The 15,184-nt window shown below is 65.4% G+C and carries 16 protein-coding genes; 7 read left to right on the top strand and 9 right to left on the bottom strand.

From position 1 onward, the window contains the following. Window positions 1–17 precede the first annotated feature (17 nt). From C8J36_RS25665 to C8J36_RS22170, 3 genes are all read right to left on the bottom strand, one after another. Entirely contained in the window at window positions 18–1,118 is a 1,101-nt protein-coding gene (locus tag C8J36_RS25665) for a methyl-accepting chemotaxis protein (protein WP_062595700.1), read from the bottom strand. 118 nt (window positions 1,119–1,236) lie between these two features. Continuing rightward, window positions 1,237–1,701 carry an Lrp/AsnC ligand binding domain-containing protein gene (locus tag C8J36_RS22165; RefSeq protein ID WP_062595699.1) on the bottom strand — a complete coding sequence of 155 codons (465 nt, stop codon included), beginning with the start codon at window positions 1,699–1,701 and terminating at the stop codon, window positions 1,237–1,239. Next, window positions 1,701–2,864: a M20 aminoacylase family protein gene (locus C8J36_RS22170; protein ID WP_132537497.1), complete on the bottom strand. Its 1,164-nt coding sequence runs from the start codon at window positions 2,862–2,864 to the stop codon at window positions 1,701–1,703. The genes C8J36_RS22165 and C8J36_RS22170 overlap by 1 nt, the downstream gene beginning before the upstream one ends. A gap of 180 nt (window positions 2,865–3,044) precedes the next feature. On the opposite strand from C8J36_RS22170, the gene C8J36_RS22175 reads away from it, so the two are divergent. Beyond that, window positions 3,045–4,172, top strand: a complete 1,128-nt coding sequence (locus C8J36_RS22175) for a D-alanyl-D-alanine carboxypeptidase family protein (RefSeq protein WP_062595988.1) — start codon at window positions 3,045–3,047, stop codon at window positions 4,170–4,172. 55 nt (window positions 4,173–4,227) lie between these two features. After that, window positions 4,228–5,406, top strand: a complete 1,179-nt coding sequence (locus C8J36_RS22180) for a GTP-binding protein (RefSeq protein ID WP_132537498.1) — start codon at window positions 4,228–4,230, stop codon at window positions 5,404–5,406. Window positions 5,407–5,436: 30 nt separating this feature from the next. Here C8J36_RS22180 and C8J36_RS22185 read toward each other — a convergent pair whose 3' ends face one another. The 5 genes from C8J36_RS22185 to C8J36_RS22205 all read right to left on the bottom strand — a co-directional run bounded on the left by C8J36_RS22185 (window position 5,437) and on the right by C8J36_RS22205 (window position 9,749). Continuing rightward, window positions 5,437–5,712, bottom strand: a complete 276-nt coding sequence (locus tag C8J36_RS22185) for a sulfurtransferase TusA family protein (protein WP_132537499.1) — start codon at window positions 5,710–5,712, stop codon at window positions 5,437–5,439. Between the two features lie 16 nt (window positions 5,713–5,728). After that, window positions 5,729–7,345 (bottom strand): murein L,D-transpeptidase family protein, encoded by a 1,617-nt coding sequence (locus tag C8J36_RS22190; RefSeq protein WP_245506700.1) that lies wholly within the window; start codon window positions 7,343–7,345, stop codon window positions 5,729–5,731. A 222-nt stretch (window positions 7,346–7,567) separates the two neighbouring features. Continuing rightward, window positions 7,568–8,521 (bottom strand): acetyl-CoA carboxylase carboxyltransferase subunit alpha, encoded by a 954-nt coding sequence (locus tag C8J36_RS22195; protein ID WP_062595695.1) that lies wholly within the window; start codon window positions 8,519–8,521, stop codon window positions 7,568–7,570. A gap of 65 nt (window positions 8,522–8,586) precedes the next feature. Further along, window positions 8,587–9,561 carry a site-specific tyrosine recombinase XerD gene (locus C8J36_RS22200; protein ID WP_132537554.1) on the bottom strand — a complete coding sequence of 325 codons (975 nt, stop codon included), beginning with the start codon at window positions 9,559–9,561 and terminating at the stop codon, window positions 8,587–8,589. Further along, window positions 9,558–9,749, bottom strand: coding sequence for a hypothetical protein (locus C8J36_RS22205; protein WP_062595985.1), 192 nt, complete (start codon window positions 9,747–9,749; stop codon window positions 9,558–9,560). Before C8J36_RS22205 ends, C8J36_RS22200 begins: the two co-directional genes overlap by 4 nt. A gap of 174 nt (window positions 9,750–9,923) precedes the next feature. Between C8J36_RS22205 and C8J36_RS22210 the strand changes: the two genes are divergently transcribed. From C8J36_RS22210 to C8J36_RS22220, 3 genes are read left to right on the top strand one after another with little or no spacing between them, the layout of a single operon-like run. Beyond that, window positions 9,924–10,505 carry a shikimate kinase gene (locus tag C8J36_RS22210; protein ID WP_132537500.1) on the top strand — a complete coding sequence of 194 codons (582 nt, stop codon included), beginning with the start codon at window positions 9,924–9,926 and terminating at the stop codon, window positions 10,503–10,505. 49 nt (window positions 10,506–10,554) lie between these two features. Further along, entirely contained in the window at window positions 10,555–11,688 is a 1,134-nt protein-coding gene (aroB, locus tag C8J36_RS22215; RefSeq protein WP_062595693.1) for a 3-dehydroquinate synthase, read from the top strand. Beyond that, a complete protein-coding gene (locus tag C8J36_RS22220; protein WP_132537501.1) occupies window positions 11,685–12,989 on the top strand; it encodes an HlyC/CorC family transporter in 1,305 nt (434 codons plus the stop codon). The genes aroB and C8J36_RS22220 overlap by 4 nt, the downstream gene beginning before the upstream one ends. Window positions 12,990–13,009: 20 nt before the next feature. Here C8J36_RS22220 and C8J36_RS22225 read toward each other — a convergent pair whose 3' ends face one another. Then, window positions 13,010–13,291: a BolA family protein gene (locus C8J36_RS22225; protein ID WP_132537502.1), complete on the bottom strand. Its 282-nt coding sequence runs from the start codon at window positions 13,289–13,291 to the stop codon at window positions 13,010–13,012. A 175-nt stretch (window positions 13,292–13,466) separates the two neighbouring features. Between C8J36_RS22225 and C8J36_RS22230 the strand changes: the two genes are divergently transcribed. Both C8J36_RS22230 and cobS read left to right on the top strand, forming a co-directional pair. Continuing rightward, on the top strand, window positions 13,467–14,105 hold the full coding sequence (locus tag C8J36_RS22230; RefSeq protein WP_062595690.1) for a J domain-containing protein: 639 nt from the start codon (window positions 13,467–13,469) through the stop codon (window positions 14,103–14,105). A gap of 79 nt (window positions 14,106–14,184) precedes the next feature. After that, window positions 14,185–15,180, top strand: a complete 996-nt coding sequence (cobS, locus tag C8J36_RS22235) for a cobaltochelatase subunit CobS (RefSeq protein ID WP_062595689.1) — start codon at window positions 14,185–14,187, stop codon at window positions 15,178–15,180. Window positions 15,181–15,184: the final 4 nt, after the last annotated feature.

Consider the following 15,184-nt stretch of genomic DNA (forward strand, 5'->3'; position numbering starts at 1 on the left):
GCCCCTTTTTCGCGGCGTCAGAGGGAGAGGCGCTCGCGGATGTCGGCCTCGCGTTCGGGGCGCTGGATGACGACGCCGCACCAGCCGAGGCCGTCATAATCCTCATAGCCGAGCGTGGGCGCGAAGGCGACCAGCGTTCCGTCGCTCATATAGTAGCTGCCGCGCTTCATGCCCTCGGGCGGGGTCAATGCGAAACTGGTATAGACGAGCGTGGGGCGCGAGGCGGCGATCACCATGCCCTTTCCGTCGAGCAGCAGCACGGTGGTGCGCTCGATGTCCGCAGGCGCGATATTGGCCTCCTTGTCGACGATCGACTGGCCCTGGTTCGCCCAGTCGAAATAGACGCCGAGTGCGCCCACCAGCGGCGCCGTGGAGACACCGCCCTGGCGGATGCCCGTGGCGTAGACCAGCGCATCGGCATTGCCGTGCAGCCGGCTCGGCTTGACGACATCGACGATATAGTCGTCGCCCGAGCCCGTCTTCATGGCGGCGGCGACCCAGGGTTCGCCGGAAAGATTCTGGCCGATGATCGACTTCTGAAAGCTCGGATTGGCGGAGGCGATCGCCCGGCCGGTCGTGTCCACCATCACGAGGTCGAGATAGACGGTGTAGAACCGGTTGATGACGCCCAGGCGCTTGGCGGCGAAGGCCTGCCGGGCGCGATCGGGATCTTCCAGCGCCTCCCAGAGCGCGGTATCCGTCGCCCACCAGCGGACGTCGGCCGTCCGCTCGAACAGGTTGCGTACGATGAGCTGAACGAGGGTCTGGGCCAGATCGACCAGGCGCACGCCCTCCATTTCGTTCACGAGCGCGTCCGACAGGGAGCGTCCGAGGTTGACGCGCTCCAGAACCTCCTGCTGGAACTTGGCGGCGATCGTGGCGGAAACGCCGGCCAGCCGCTGCACCTCGCTTGCGACCACGGCAAAGCCCTTGCCGATATCCCCGGCGCGGGCCGCCTCGATGCTGGCATTGATGCCGAGCAGGCGGATATGCCGGACGATGTCGTCATTCTCGCGACGGAAGCTTTCCAGGTCGTTGCCGATCCGCTCGGTAACGGCACGCATGGCACGCGGCGTGGCGCGCGTCTCGGAAACGTCTGCCCTTTCAGGTTCGATCATCGTTGCGACCCTCTGGCTGGACCGCATGAGGGCCCACACTATTAGTTAAGCCTGATACATATGCGTATGAAACTTGTGCGGGTATGGTGCAGTTGCTCAGAAAGCGCCGCAAAGGCCGCTAAAGCAGCGGCAGGGGGCCGTCATTCTTGATTTCCTCCATGACGGCATAGGTGCGGGTTTCCTTGACGCCCTGAAGCGTCCAGAGAAACTGGCCGAGGAAATTGCGATAGGCGCTCATGTCCTCGAAGCGGGTCTTGACGAGATAGTCGAAGCCGCCGGCCACCATGTGGCACTCGATGACGGAGGGCGCCTTGCGGATGGCGTCGGCGAAGGTGTCGAAGACCTCCGGCGTCGTCTTGTCCAGCATGACCTCGATGAAGACGAGCAGGCCGAAGCCGAGCCGTTGCGGGTCGAGCCGCGCGCCGAAGCCGGAGACGTAACCCTCCTTCAACAGCCGGCGCATGCGCTCGCTGGTGGCGGTCGGCGACAGGCCGACTCGCTCGGACAATTCCAGATTGGTGATCCGCCCGTCGGCCTGGAGAATGCTGAGGATTTTCCGGTCGATCTTGTCGATGCCGCTCATCAGGCGCCCAGGCGGCTTTCGGCAAGGCGCACCCAGTAGGAGATGCCGTGGGGAATGGCCTCGTCGTTGAAGTCGTAGCCGGGATTGTGCAGGCCGGCGCTGTCGCCATTGCCCATGAAGACGAAGGCGCCGGGACGGGCAAGCAGCATGTAGGAGAAATCCTCGCCGCCCATCATCGGATCGACGTCGCCCACCACCTGCGCGGCACCGGCGACATCGCTTGCGGCCTGCAGCACATGGCCGGTTTCGGTCGCGTGATTGACCGTGACGGGATAGTTGCGGGCGTAGCGGACGCGGGCCGTCGCGCCATAGGCGGCCGCCAGATGCGTGCAGATCTCGTTGATGCGGCGCTCGGCCATATCCCGGTTTTCCGCCATCAGCGTGCGCACGGTGCCGGCCAGCAGCGCCTGTTCCGGGATGACGTTGTGGGCGAAGCCCGCATTGAACTTGGTGACGGACACGACCACGGCCGACAGCGGATCGGCGGTGCGCGAGGCGATGGTCTGCAAGGCCGTGACGATCTGGGCGCCGAGCACGATCGGGTCGATGGTCCTGTGCGGCTGGGCCGCATGGCCGCCGCGGCCTTCGAGGGTGATCGAGAATTCGTCGGTCGAGGCCATGATGGGGCCGACGCGGGAGGCGAAATGGCCGAGCGGCATGCCGGGCATGTTGTGCAGGCCGTAGACCTCGGAGATGCCGAAGCGCTCCATCATGCCGTCCTTCACCATCTCGTTGCCGCCGCCGCCGCCCTCTTCGGCCGGCTGGAAGATGACGGCGACCGCGCCCTTGAAGTTGCGGGTTTCCGCCAGATACTTGGCCGCGCCGAGCAGCATGGCCGTGTGGCCGTCATGGCCGCAGGCGTGCATCTTGCCGGGGGTGGTGGAGGCATAGGGCTTGCCGGTCGTCTCCGTCATCGGCAGGGCGTCCATGTCGGCGCGCAGGCCGATGGTGGTGCCGTCACCCAGCCGCCCGCGGATGAGCCCGACGACGCCGGTGCGGCCGATGCCGGTCACGATCTCGTCAACGCCGAAGTCGCGCAGTTTGTTTTCCACGAAGGATGCCGTATTTTCCACCGCGAACAGAAGTTCGGGCCGGGTGTGAATATGGCGGCGCCACGCTGTGACTTCGTCCTGGAGTTCGGCAGCACGGTTGAGAATCGGCATGGTCTATCCTGTCGGTCGTGGTGGCAGCACCCGGTCGCCATGGGGTCGCCCTGGCGATTGCCGGGCGATCTCGCGGCAAAGGTCTTTGCCTTGCCCCTGCCATATAGGTTAAATAGCGCCTCGACACGAGGCAATGCCCGAAAATTTCGAGGTTGAACTGTGGTGACTATGAAGATTCGCATGTCCGGTTCCAAGGTGGGAAGCGGAACGTCGGCGGGGCTGAGGCTCGCGGCCGCAGCCATTGCCGGCACGCTGGCGCTGACCGCCGCGGCGCCGGCCCTGGCCAATCCCAAGCTGGTGGTGGATGTGGCGACGCTGAAGGTCTACGAGCAGGAGGACATCTTCCAGCGCTGGTATCCGGCGTCGCTGACCAAGCTGATGACCGCCTACACGACCTTTCGGGCCCTGAAGGCCGGGCGCATGACGCTGGACACGCCGGTGGTGATGTCGAAGCATGCGGCCTCCGAACAGCCGAGCAAGATGTATCTGAAGCCCGGCGCGTCGATGACGCTCGACAGCGCGCTGAAGATGATGCTGATCAAATCGGCCAACGACATCGCGGTCGCGATCGGCGAGGCGGTCGGCGGCTCCGAGCCCGGCTTCGTCGCCATGATGAATTCCGAGGCGAAGCGGATCGGCATGACCTCGTCGAACTTTGTCAATCCGAACGGCCTTCCCGAGCCCGGACAGTACACGACGGCGCGGGACCTCGCGGTGCTCGCCATCACCATCAAGCGCGAATTCCCCGAATATGCGGCCTATTTCGCCTATGAGGGTTTCTCGACGGGCAAGAAGAGCTATCCGAACTACAATATGCTGATCGGCCGTTTCGACGGCGCGGACGGCATGAAGACGGGCTTCATCTGTGCCTCGGGCTTCAACCAGGTGTCTTCGGCCACCCGCAACGGCCGCAGCGTCGTTTCCGTCGTGCTCGGGGCCGACAGCCTCGGCGGACGGGCGGACGAGTCGGCCCGCCTCATGCAGATGGCGCTGACCTCGAGCGCCGCCGGCAAGCCGGGTCTCGGACAGATCGCGCCCTATGGCGACGCCCGCGACGTGACGGCCGACATCTCCAAGCAGATCTGCTCGGCGCAGGCCGCCAAGGTGCGCAGCGAAGGTCGCGACGAGGCGGGACGCCAGAAGCTGTTGTCGCCCTTCATCCACGAGATCAACCGGCCGCTCAACTTCGTGTCGGCGCAGCTGATCCCGGGCCAGGGCGCGAAAGCGGCAGATGCCGACGGGCAGCCGGACAGCGCACAGGGCGATGTCGCCAACGTGCCGGTGCCCGTACCGCGGCCCGTGTTCTAAACATTTCCTCTCCGCACGCACCTGTCTTGCGGGCGTGCCCTCGAAAGCGAACGACATGATCACCCGTTTCGATCCGGTGCCGGTCTCGATCCTCACCGGCTTTCTCGGTGCCGGCAAGACGACGCTTCTCAATCGGCTGCTGAAGGATCCCGATCTCGCCGACACCGCCGTGATCATCAACGAGTTCGGCGACGTGTCGCTCGATCATCTGCTGGTGGAGGCCTCGGGCGACGGCGTGATCGAGCTTGCCGACGGGTGCCTCTGCTGCACGGTGCGCGGCGAACTGGTGGATACGCTCGCCGACCTGATGGACCGGATGCAGACGGGCAAGATCCGGCCGCTGAAGCGCGTCGTCATCGAAACCACCGGCCTTGCCGACCCCGCGCCCGTCATGCAGTCGGTGATGGGACATCCGACGCTGCAGCAGAGTTACCGGCTCGATGGCGTGGTGACCGTGGTGGATGCCGTCAACGGCCTGTCGACGCTCGACCATCATGTCGAGGCGGTGAAGCAGGTGGCGGTGGCCGATCGGCTGGTGCTGACCAAGGCGACGCTCGGCTCTCCCGCAGGCGTTGCGGCGCTGCGGGCGCGGCTTGCCGACCTCAATCCGCGTGCGCCGGTCATCGATGGCGATCTGCCGGACACCGGCCGGGCCGCGCTCTTTGCCTGCGGGCTCTACGATCCCGCGACCAAGATCGCCGATGTCGGCCGCTGGCTGCAGGACGAGGCGCATCGAGATCACGCTCATACTCATCATGGGCACGATCACCATGATCACACTCATCACGACCATGATCATCACCACCATGATCATCAGGGGCATGCGCACCACCATCACCATGACGCCAACCGGCATGGCGACGATATCCGCTCGTTCAGCATCGTGCACGACCGGCCGATCTCGGCGATGGCGCTCGATATGTTCGTGGATCTCATCCGCTCGGCGCATGGCGAGAAGCTGTTGCGCATGAAGGCGATCGTCTGCACGGCAGAGCGGCCGGAGCGGCCGCTGGTGCTGCACGGCGTCCAGCAGATCTTTCACCCGCCGGAGCGGCTGGCCGCCTGGCCGGACCCTCATGATCGCCGCACGCGGATGGTGCTGATCACCAAGGGGCTGGAGGAAAGCTTCGTGCGCGATCTCTTCGATGCCTTCACCGGCAAGCCCGCGATCGACCGGCCGGACAGGCAGGCGCTGTCCGACAATCCGCTGGCGGTGCCCGGTCTGCGGATGTAACGGCTTTTTCGCCCGCGGGCGGCTTGGCCCTCAGGCAGAACCTTTCCGGATGAGGAAGCTGTGGCCGCGCTCCGTCGCGGTCTGACGTTCGAGGCGGTGACCGTCCTCGTTGCAAAAATGCGGGATGTCGATGACGGCGAGGGGGTCTGTCGTTTCCACCAGCACGCGCGCGCCGGGGCCGAGCGACGCCATCCGCTTGCGGGTGCGGATGACGGGAAGGGGGCATTTCAGGCCCTTAAGGTCGAGATGAAGCGCCGGTTCCTCGAGGTCGCGATCGGGCGATGTCGGGCGTTCATCCGATGTCATCGGCCGGATCCGGCCTCTACCACAGCTTCCAGAACGGCTTCTTCTTGCCTTCGGGCTGTTGCTCGGCCAGCGCCTGCGGCACCGGCATCTCGCCTGCGCCCTGACCATCCTGAACGCCTGCGGCGGCGCCCTGCGCGCCGGTCGTCTGATCGACGGGCGCGGCCGAACCGACGGCGGTCGGCTGGTCGCCCTTATGGCCGGGCTTGACGCTGACCTTGCGGGTTTCCACGCTGACGGGAACGCCGGCCGTGGTCTCGCGACCGGACTTGATGGATGCGACCTGCCCTGATGACGTGCTTTGGCCCCCTGCGCTTTGGGCCCCCCCTGCGCTTCGGCCCATTGCGCTTTGGCCCGTCGTGTCGGCGCTGGCCGTCTGCGGTTCGCCGAGGAGCGGACCGGCGGCGGGGTCGGCCGGGCCGACCGGTGACGGCTTCTTGAACAGCTTGCCCCAGAAACCGCCCTGGCCGGGTGCGGGCGATGCCGTTTCGATCTGGGCGACCGGGCGCGGCAGCGGGTTTTCCTGCGGAATCGGCACGTTCTTGCCGTTGCGGGTGCTCTTTTCAAGCGCTGCGGTCTGGATCTCGATCGCCTTCTTGGCCTCTTCGAGCTCGGCGATATGGGCTTCCCGCTTTTCGAGGTCGGCGACCTTCATCAGCTTGCCGGCGTCGAGCGAGGTCCCCGTCGGGGCATAGGCCAGCTCGCGGCCGGCGCGCTGCTTGGCGACCACCGCCTTGCGCTCGGCTTCGCTCGGCTCGTACCAGACGAGACCGTCGAGCTTCTTCAGGGCCTTGTCGTAGTTGGTATCGTATTTCTTGTTGTAGCTCGCCAGCGCCATTTCCATCGAGGGCGGCGTCGAGAGCGCGGGGCACTGACCCGTCGGGTTCATCTTGCCGGCAACGCTCTTGTTGAAGACGTATTTCCGGTCGCAGATCGCAAATTCCGGCGGCCGCTTGGTGATTTCGAACTGGTCGTACCCTTCCTTCAGGTTCTTCCAGAACTCGTAATGCGGGCTGGTGCGGTGCCGCGCCATGTTTTCGGCCGTCATGCGGAAGGGCAGGGCCTGCAACTGGATGGTCGATTGGCCGCCCTTGAAGGCGTCGCGGGCGAGCGCGAAGATTTCCTGCATCTGCTCGTCGGTCATCGAATAGCAGCCGGACGACGAGCAGGCGCCGTGGATCATCAGATTGGTGCCGAAGCGGCCATTGGCGCGGTCGAACTGGTTGGGGAAACCGGTATTGATGGCGAGATAATAGCTGGAATTCGGATTCAGCTGGCCGGGGGCGAGGGGATAATAGCCCTCGGGCGCCTGCCGGTCGCCTTCCTTGACCTTCGGGCCGAGCTTGCCGGACCAGGCGCAGATCTTGTACTCGCGCAGCTTCTCGAAACGGTTGGACGTATTGGCCTTCCAGACCTCGAGCGCGCCTTCCTCCTTGAAGATGCGCAGCATGATCGGCGAGGTCTTCGCCATGCTCATCGCCTGCATCTTCTGCACGATCTTGCCGGACAGCTCGTAATTGGTCTTGCTGGTGACCTTCTTCAGGTCGACATCGACGCTATCGACCACTTCTTCCGTGGTGCAACCTGCCAGAAACAGGCCCATGACGGCGGCGGCGAGAATATGTGTCAGACGCATCGGCAGGAGCCCATCGGAATGAAAGTCGGACGCGACTCTTCCCTAGCGGCGGAGTCTGCCAGAATCAATACGGTTTTATGCTTCACAAATTGTTAACCGCAGCGGTGACGGCGGTTGCCGGCAGCGTTGTGCGACCACAGACCCGACGATCAAGGCCCGACAATCCTGGCCGAAAAGGGGCGGGCTTCCACCGCCTCCGCTTTCGCCCCAGGCAGTTCGAGCCTAGAGCGAGCGGCCAATGCTCAGATATTTCTCGCGGCGATCCTTGCGCAGATCCTCGCCCTTGCGGCTCGACAGGTCCTTCAGCGCGTCGGCGATGATGCCGCCGGTGCGGTCGATGACCAGATCGGCATCGCGGTGCGCGCCGCCGACCGGCTCCTCGATGATGCCGTCGATGATGCCGAAGGCTTTGAGGTCCTCGGCCGTGATCTTCATGTTGGTTGCGGCTTCCTTGGCGCGGGTGGAGTCGCGCCAGAGGATGGAGGCCGCGCCTTCCGGCGAGATGACGGAGTAGATCGCGTGTTCCAGCATGTAGACGCGGTTGCCGGTGGCAATCGCGATGGCGCCGCCGGAGCCGCCTTCGCCGAGCACGACGGAGATGATCGGCACCTTGAGGTTGAGGCACATTTCGGTGGAGCGCGCGATGGCTTCCGCCTGGCCGCGCTCTTCCGCGCCGATGCCGGGATAGGCACCGGCGGTGTCGATCAGCGTGATCAGCGGCAGGCCGAAGCGGTCGGCCATTTCCATGACGCGGATCGCCTTGCGATAGCCTTCCGGCCGGGCGCTGCCGAAATTGTGCTTGATGCGGGATTTGGTGTCGTTACCCTTTTCCTGGCCGATGACGGCCACGGGCATGCCGCGGAAGCGGGCAAGGCCCGCCTGGATGGCGGCGTCTTCGGCAAATTTGCGGTCGCCGGCCAGCGGCGTGAAATCGGTGAAGAGACCGGCGGCATATTCCTGGAAGTGCGGGCGCTGCGGATGGCGCGCGACCTGCGTCTTCTGCCAGGGCGTCAGCTTGGAATAGATCTCGACGGTCGCCTCGCGGGCACGGACCTCAAGCCGTTCGACCTCGTCGCTCGTGTCGATGCTCTCGTCCTCGCCGGCGATCTTCTTCAGCTCGTGAATCTTGCCTTCGAGGTCCGAGATCGGCTTTTCGAAATCGAGATAGTGATGCATGAGATGCGGTTCCGATCGTTTCGACGCGGGTCTCCCGTGGCATTCCGGAACGGGAGGCGAGCGTCCTAATCCTGTTTTTTGGCCTGTTTGGCAAGAGGGTGATGGTTTTGCACAAGATCGTGCAGCCTTTCCTCCAGCACGTGGGTGTAGATCTGCGTGGTCGAAATGTCCGAATGGCCGAGCAGTTCCTGCACGGCGCGAAGGTCGGCGCCATTGGCGAGAAGGTGGCTGGCAAAAGCATGCCGCAGCACATGCGGCGAAATCGAGGCGACGCGGACGCCGGCCCGGCCGGCAAGGCCCTTCAGGTCGCGCGCAAAGACCTGCCGCGGCAGATAGCCGGATTCGGAGCTGGAGGGAAACAGCCACGGGCTGTCCTCCCCCCCTTTCGCCTCCCCCCCTTTCGCCTCGCCGCCTCTGGCTGCCGTCTCCGCCTGCATGGCCGTGCCGTAGCGCTGCATGGCCGCAATGGCGCTGCGCGACAGGGGCACCATGCGCTCCTTGTTGCCCTTGCCGCGCACGATGAGGAAACGGCCGTCGCGGGCGAGCACGGAAGCCGGCAGGGAGACGAGTTCGCTGACGCGCATGCCGGTCGCATAGAGAAGCTCGATCAGCGCGGCCATGCGCAGGCGGTCGAGCCGCGGTTCGGCGCGCGCTTCCGCCTCGGCCTGGCCGATCAGCCGCGTCACATCGTCCACGCTCATGGTCTTGGGCAGCGGCCGGCCCTTCTTCGGCGCATCCAGCACGCCGGTCGGGTCGTCGGCGCGGATGCCCTCGGCATAAAGGAACTTGTAGAACTGGCGCAGCGCCGAGAGCCGGCGGGCCTGCGAGGAGGCCTTGAAGCCCTGCGCGGCGAAATCGGCGAAATAGGCGCGGAATTCGTCCGGACCGGCCTCTGCCGCCGTCACGCCGCGGGCTTTGAGGAACGACAGGATGTCCTCGAGATCGCGCTGGTAGGAGGTGAGCGTGTTTTCGGCCGCGCCACGCTCGACGCTCATCATTTCCAGAAAGGATTCGAGATGGGCGGCGGACAGATCCATCAGCGCGGGGCCAGACGTTCGGTATCCAGGCGCTCGGTGTTCAGACGCTCGGTGTCCAGCCTTTCGGGCGGGATGCGGATCGTCACGTCGCGCTCGGCCGGATCGACGAAGGTGACGAGGGCCAGCATGGTTGCGTAGACGGCGCCCGCGATGATCAGGCAGATGATGAGAAACCGGACGAGGGTGGGCATGAACGTCTCCGAGGCGTCGCTCTATATGGCGCCGCCTCCGCGTGATCGCAAGCCGGGCCGCGTTTGCGATGATCGGTCGGGCCGGGATAGGAAAGCCGTTGCGCACCCGGCCGCGACTTGACGCTTCCCCCGGTTTTGTCGATAGAACAGGGAAATGGGGAAAGTCTTGCGGTGATGAGCGACGTGGTCGAGCCGGTTTCGGAAGCGCTGGTCAAGCGGGCGAGAGCCGCGCTCGGCCGGCGCAACCTCGTCTTCGTGGGTCTGATGGGGGCGGGCAAGTCCGCCATCGGGCGGCTGACCGCGCAGGCGCTGTCGCTGCCCTTCGTCGATTCCGACCACGAAATCGAGCGCGTCTCGCGCATGACGATCGCCGAACTGTTCGCAGCCTATGGCGAAGCGGAGTTCCGGGCGCTGGAAACGCGGGTGATCAAGCGGCTGCTGCAGTCGGGTGCGCGCATCGTCTCCACCGGCGGCGGCGCCTATATCAATCCGCAGACGCGCCGGCACATCCAGAAAAGCGGCGTTTCCGTGTGGCTGAATGCCGACCTCGACGTGTTGTGGGAGCGGGTCAACAAGCGCGATTCGCGGCCGCTGCTGAAGACCGACGACCCGAGAGGCACGCTCGAAAAGCTGATGATCGACCGCTATCCGATCTATGCCGAGGCCGATGCCAGCGTGCTCTCGCGCGACGTGAAGAAGGAACGGATCGTCGAAGAGGTCCTGGAGGCCATTGCCGGGCTTCCTCCGAAGAAATAGGTCTTCCTGGGCCGAGAACCGACAGACAGAAGCGAGAGTGAGCCGAGCGATGAGCGAAACCCCGACCGTGCGCAAGATCCATGTCCCGCTCGGCGATCGGGCCTACGACATCCTCATCGGTCCCGGCCTGATCGGCTCAGCCGCAGCCAATATCGCAGCCCGGCTCACCGGCCGGCGGATGGCCGTGGTGACGGACGAGAACGTCGCGCCGCTCTATCTGCAGCCGCTGATGGACGGTCTGGCGGCGGCGGGGATCGAGGCGGTGTCCGCCATTCTGCCGGCCGGCGAGAAGACCAAGAGCTTCGAGCATCTCATGCCCGTCTGCGAGACGATTCTCGGCGCCCGTATCGAGCGCAACGACGCGGTCATCGCGCTCGGCGGCGGCGTCATCGGCGATCTCACCGGCTTTGCCGCCGGCATTGCGCGGCGCGGCTCGCGCTTCATCCAGATCCCGACCTCGCTTCTCGCCCAGGTGGACAGTTCCGTCGGCGGCAAGACCGGCATCAATTCGCCGCACGGTAAGAACCTCATCGGCGTCTTCCACCAGCCGGATCTCGTGCTTGCCGATACCGACGTGCTCGACACCCTGTCGAAGCGTGAGTTCCGGGCCGGCTATGCCGAGGTGGCGAAATACGGGCTGATCGACAAGCCGGACTTCTTCGCCTGGCTGGAGGCCAACTGGCAGGCGGTCTTTGCCGGCGGCGATGCCCGGATCGAGGCGATTGCCCTCAGCTGCCAGGCAAAGGCGGATGTGGTGGTGGCCGACGAGCGCGAGAACGGCCGTCGCGCACTTCTCAATCTCGGCCACACGTTCGGCCATGCGCTCGAAGCCGCCACCGCCTATGACGGCACCCGGCTGGTGCATGGCGAGGGGGTGGCGATCGGCATGGTGCTGGCGCATGCCTTCTCGGCCCGCATGAACCTTGCAAGCCCCGACGTCGCAGCCCGGGTGGAGGCGCATCTGCGCACCGTCGGCCTGCCGACGCAAATGCGCGAGATCCCCGGCCAGCTGCCGCCGGCGGAGGTGCTGATGGAGGCCATCGCCCAGGACAAGAAGGTGAAGGGCGGCAAGCTGACCTTCATCCTGACGCGCGGGCTCGGCGAGGCCTTCGTCGCCGACGACGTGCCCGCCTCGGCCGTCCTGTCGTTCCTTGCCGAAAACCACCCCGACCGCGCGGCATGACGATGGAGGCGCTGACCGCTCTTCTGGTCGCGCACGGTCCGGCCGTTCTGGCGATTCTGCTGATGATCGTGCTGGCGGCCTTTCTGTCCGGCTCGGAAACGGCGCTGACCGCGGTGTCGCGCACGCGGCTGCATACGCTGGATGTCCAGGGCGAAGCGCGCGCCGGCGTGGTTGATCGGCTGATCGAGCGGCGCGACCGGGCCATCGGGGCGCTGTTGTTTGCCAGCAACCTCGTGCGCGTTCTCGCAACCGCGGTCGCCACCGGACTGTTTCTCTCGCTCTCCGGCGCGCCCGGTGTCGCCTATGCGACGATGGCCATGACCATCCTGCTCGTGGTGTTTGCCGAGGTGCTGCCGCGCAGCTGGGCCAATGCCGCGCCGGAGCGCTTCGCCGTTGCCGTCGCACGGCCGGTTCGGGTGGTCGTCGCCATCGTCGGGCCGCTGTCGAGCCTCGTGAATGCGACCGTGCGGGCGATCATGCAGGCCTTCGGCTTCAAGCTGTCGCGCGAGGCGCCGATGCTGACGGCGCATGAGGAACTGCGCGGGGCCGTGGATTTCCTTCACCGGGAGGGTGCCGTCGTCAAGGCCGACCGCGACCGCGTCAGCGGCGTGCTCGATCTGGACGAGCTCGAGGTTTCCGACATCATGGTGCACCGCATGGCGATGCGGGCGCTGAACGCCGACGACCCGCCGGAGGTCAACGTCAAGGCCGTGCTGGAAAGCCCCTTCACGCGCATGCCGGTCTGGCGCGGATCGGCCGACAACATCATCGGCGTTCTCCACGCCAAGGACCTGCTGCGGGCGCTGGCCGAGCCCGATATCCGGCCCGATACGGTCGACATCGTCAAAATCGCGCAGAAACCGTGGTACGTGCCCGATGCGACGGATCTTGCCAGCCAGCTCAGCGCCTTCCTGCGGCGCAAGAGCCATTTCGCCATCGTCGTCGACGAATATGGCGAGGTGCGCGGGCTGGTGACGCTGGAGGACATTCTGGAGGAGATCGTCGGGGATATCGCCGATGAGCACGATCTCGACATCCGCGGCGTCCACCAGCAGGCGGACGGCTCGATCGTGGTGGATGGCGGCGTGCCGATCCGCGATCTCAACCGCGCGCTCGACTGGTCGCTGCCCGACGGCGAGGCGACGACCATCGCCGGTCTCGTCATCCACGAGTCCCGCACGATCCCGGACGAGCGGCAGGCCTTCACCTTCTACGGCAAGCGCTTCATCGTGATGAAGCGCGTCAAGAACCGGATCACCAAGCTGCGCATCCGCCCCGCCGAGGATGCGCCCAAGGCCTGAGGCTTGACGTTAGGCCTGTGCTACCAGCGCGTCTCCTCGCCGGGCGCCGCGGGCTCGACCGCGAGCGCGTGCAGGCCGGCATCGAGTTCCGGCTTCAGGAGATCGTTGATGGCGCGGTGGCGGGCGATGCGCGACATGCCGGCAAAGGCGTCCGCCACGATGCGCACGCGCATATGGGTCTCGCCGGTGCCGTTGAAATCGGCGTGATGGCCCGCATGCAGGTGGCTTTCGTTGATGACGGCAAGCCGCGAGGGCGCGAACGCCTCGGTGAGCCTGGATGTGATGCGCTGCTCTAACGACATGGTTCGCCCTGTTTTTCCGGCTTGCGATGGGCGCTGCGTCCGGCGGTCCGGCTCTGCGCCGAACGCTGTCCCGCATTCGCCTGCGCGACACCTTGCGCAACCGGCAAATCACCCTCAAAAAGCCTGCAACATTCGCATTTGTCAATTCTTGTTGTGGCCCCTCCATCACACCATAATGTGTGCCATGAAACTCGACTCAAAATACTTCGATACCATCCGGACGAAGCGACGCGGGACCACCCGGAAACCGGAGCCCGTGGCGCCGACGTGCCAGTGGGACGGCTGCGAGGAGAATGGCGGGCATCGCGCCCCGGTCGGCCGCAATGCGGAGAACCAGTATTTCATGTTCTGCTTCGAGCACGTGAAGGAATACAACAAGGGCTACAACTACTTTTCCGGCCTCTCGGACAACGAGATCGCGCGCTACCAGAAGGAAGCGCTGACGGGGCACCGGCCGACCTGGACGCTCGGCGTCAACCGCAGTGCGAAAAACGCGCCGGAGCAGGGACAGACGCGGTCGGGCTCGGCGGGCGCCAAGGCGCGGATGAGCGACCCGTTCGGCTTCCTGCACGAGGCGCGGGCCCGCCGGCCGCAGCCCGAGCCGCGCCAGCGCAAGCTGAAGACGCTGGAAACCAAGGCGTTCGACACGCTCGGCCTGACGGCGACGGCGACGTCCACGGACATCAAGACCGCCTATAAGGATCTCGTGAAAAAACACCATCCCGACGCCAATGGCGGAGACCGGGGATCGGAAGACCGTTTTCGCGAGGTCGTTCAGGCCTACCAATTGTTAAAACAGGCAGGCTTCTGCTAGGAAGAACCCCGTCACACTGCAATGCGATATGAGGCCTGGCGCGAAGCGCGGCCCCGGTGACTTAATGAGCGGAGACATGATGAGCAAGGTAGACCTCGATATTTCCAATCTTCCCGATACGACCGTATCCGTCCGCGAGGTCTTCGGCATCGACAGCGACCTGCGCGTGCCGGCCTATTCCAAGGCCGATGCCTACGTGCCGGACAGCGATCCCGACTATCTCTTCGACCGCGAAACCACGCTTGCGATCCTGGCCGGCTTTGCGCACAACCGCCGCGTCATGGTGTCGGGCTATCACGGCACGGGCAAGTCCACCCATATCGAACAGGTGGCCGCGCGGCTGAACTGGCCCTGCGTGCGCGTCAACCTCGACAGCCATGTCAGCCGTATCGACCTCGTCGGCAAGGACGCGATCGTCGTCAAGGACGGCATGCAGATCACCGAATTCAAGGACGGCATCCTGCCCTGGGCCTACCAGCACAATGTCGCGCTGGTGTTCGACGAATATGACGCCGGCCGTCCGGACGTGATGTTCGTCATCCAGCGCGTGCTCGAATCCTCCGGCCGCCTGACCCTTCTCGACCAGAGCCGCGTCATCAGGCCGCACCCCGCCTTCCGCCTGTTTGCGACCGCGAACACGGTCGGCCTCGGCGATACGACCGGCCTCTATCACGGCACGCAGCAGATCAACCAGGCGCAGATGGACCGTTGGTCGATCGTCACCACGCTCAACTATCTGCCGCACGACAACGAGGTCGATATCGTCGCGGCCAAGGTCAAGGGCTTCACCGCGAAGCGCGGCCGCGACACGGTGTCGAAGATGGTGCGCGTCGCCGATCTCACCCGCGCCGCCTTCATCAACGGCGACCTGTCGACCGTCATGAGCCCGCGCACCGTGATCACCTGGGCCGAGAACGCGCATATCTTCGGCGATATCGCCTTTGCCTTCCGCGTGACCTTCCTCAACAAGTGCGACGAGCTGGAGCGGGCGCTGGTGGCCGAGCATTACCAGCGCGCCTTCGGCGTCGAGCTGAAGGAAAGCGCCGCCAACATCGTCCTCGAAGCGACGGCCTGATCGC

It is taken from the genome of Rhizobium sp. PP-F2F-G48 (genome assembly GCF_004342335.1).
Taxonomy (GTDB): Bacteria; Pseudomonadota; Alphaproteobacteria; order Rhizobiales; family Rhizobiaceae; genus Ferranicluibacter.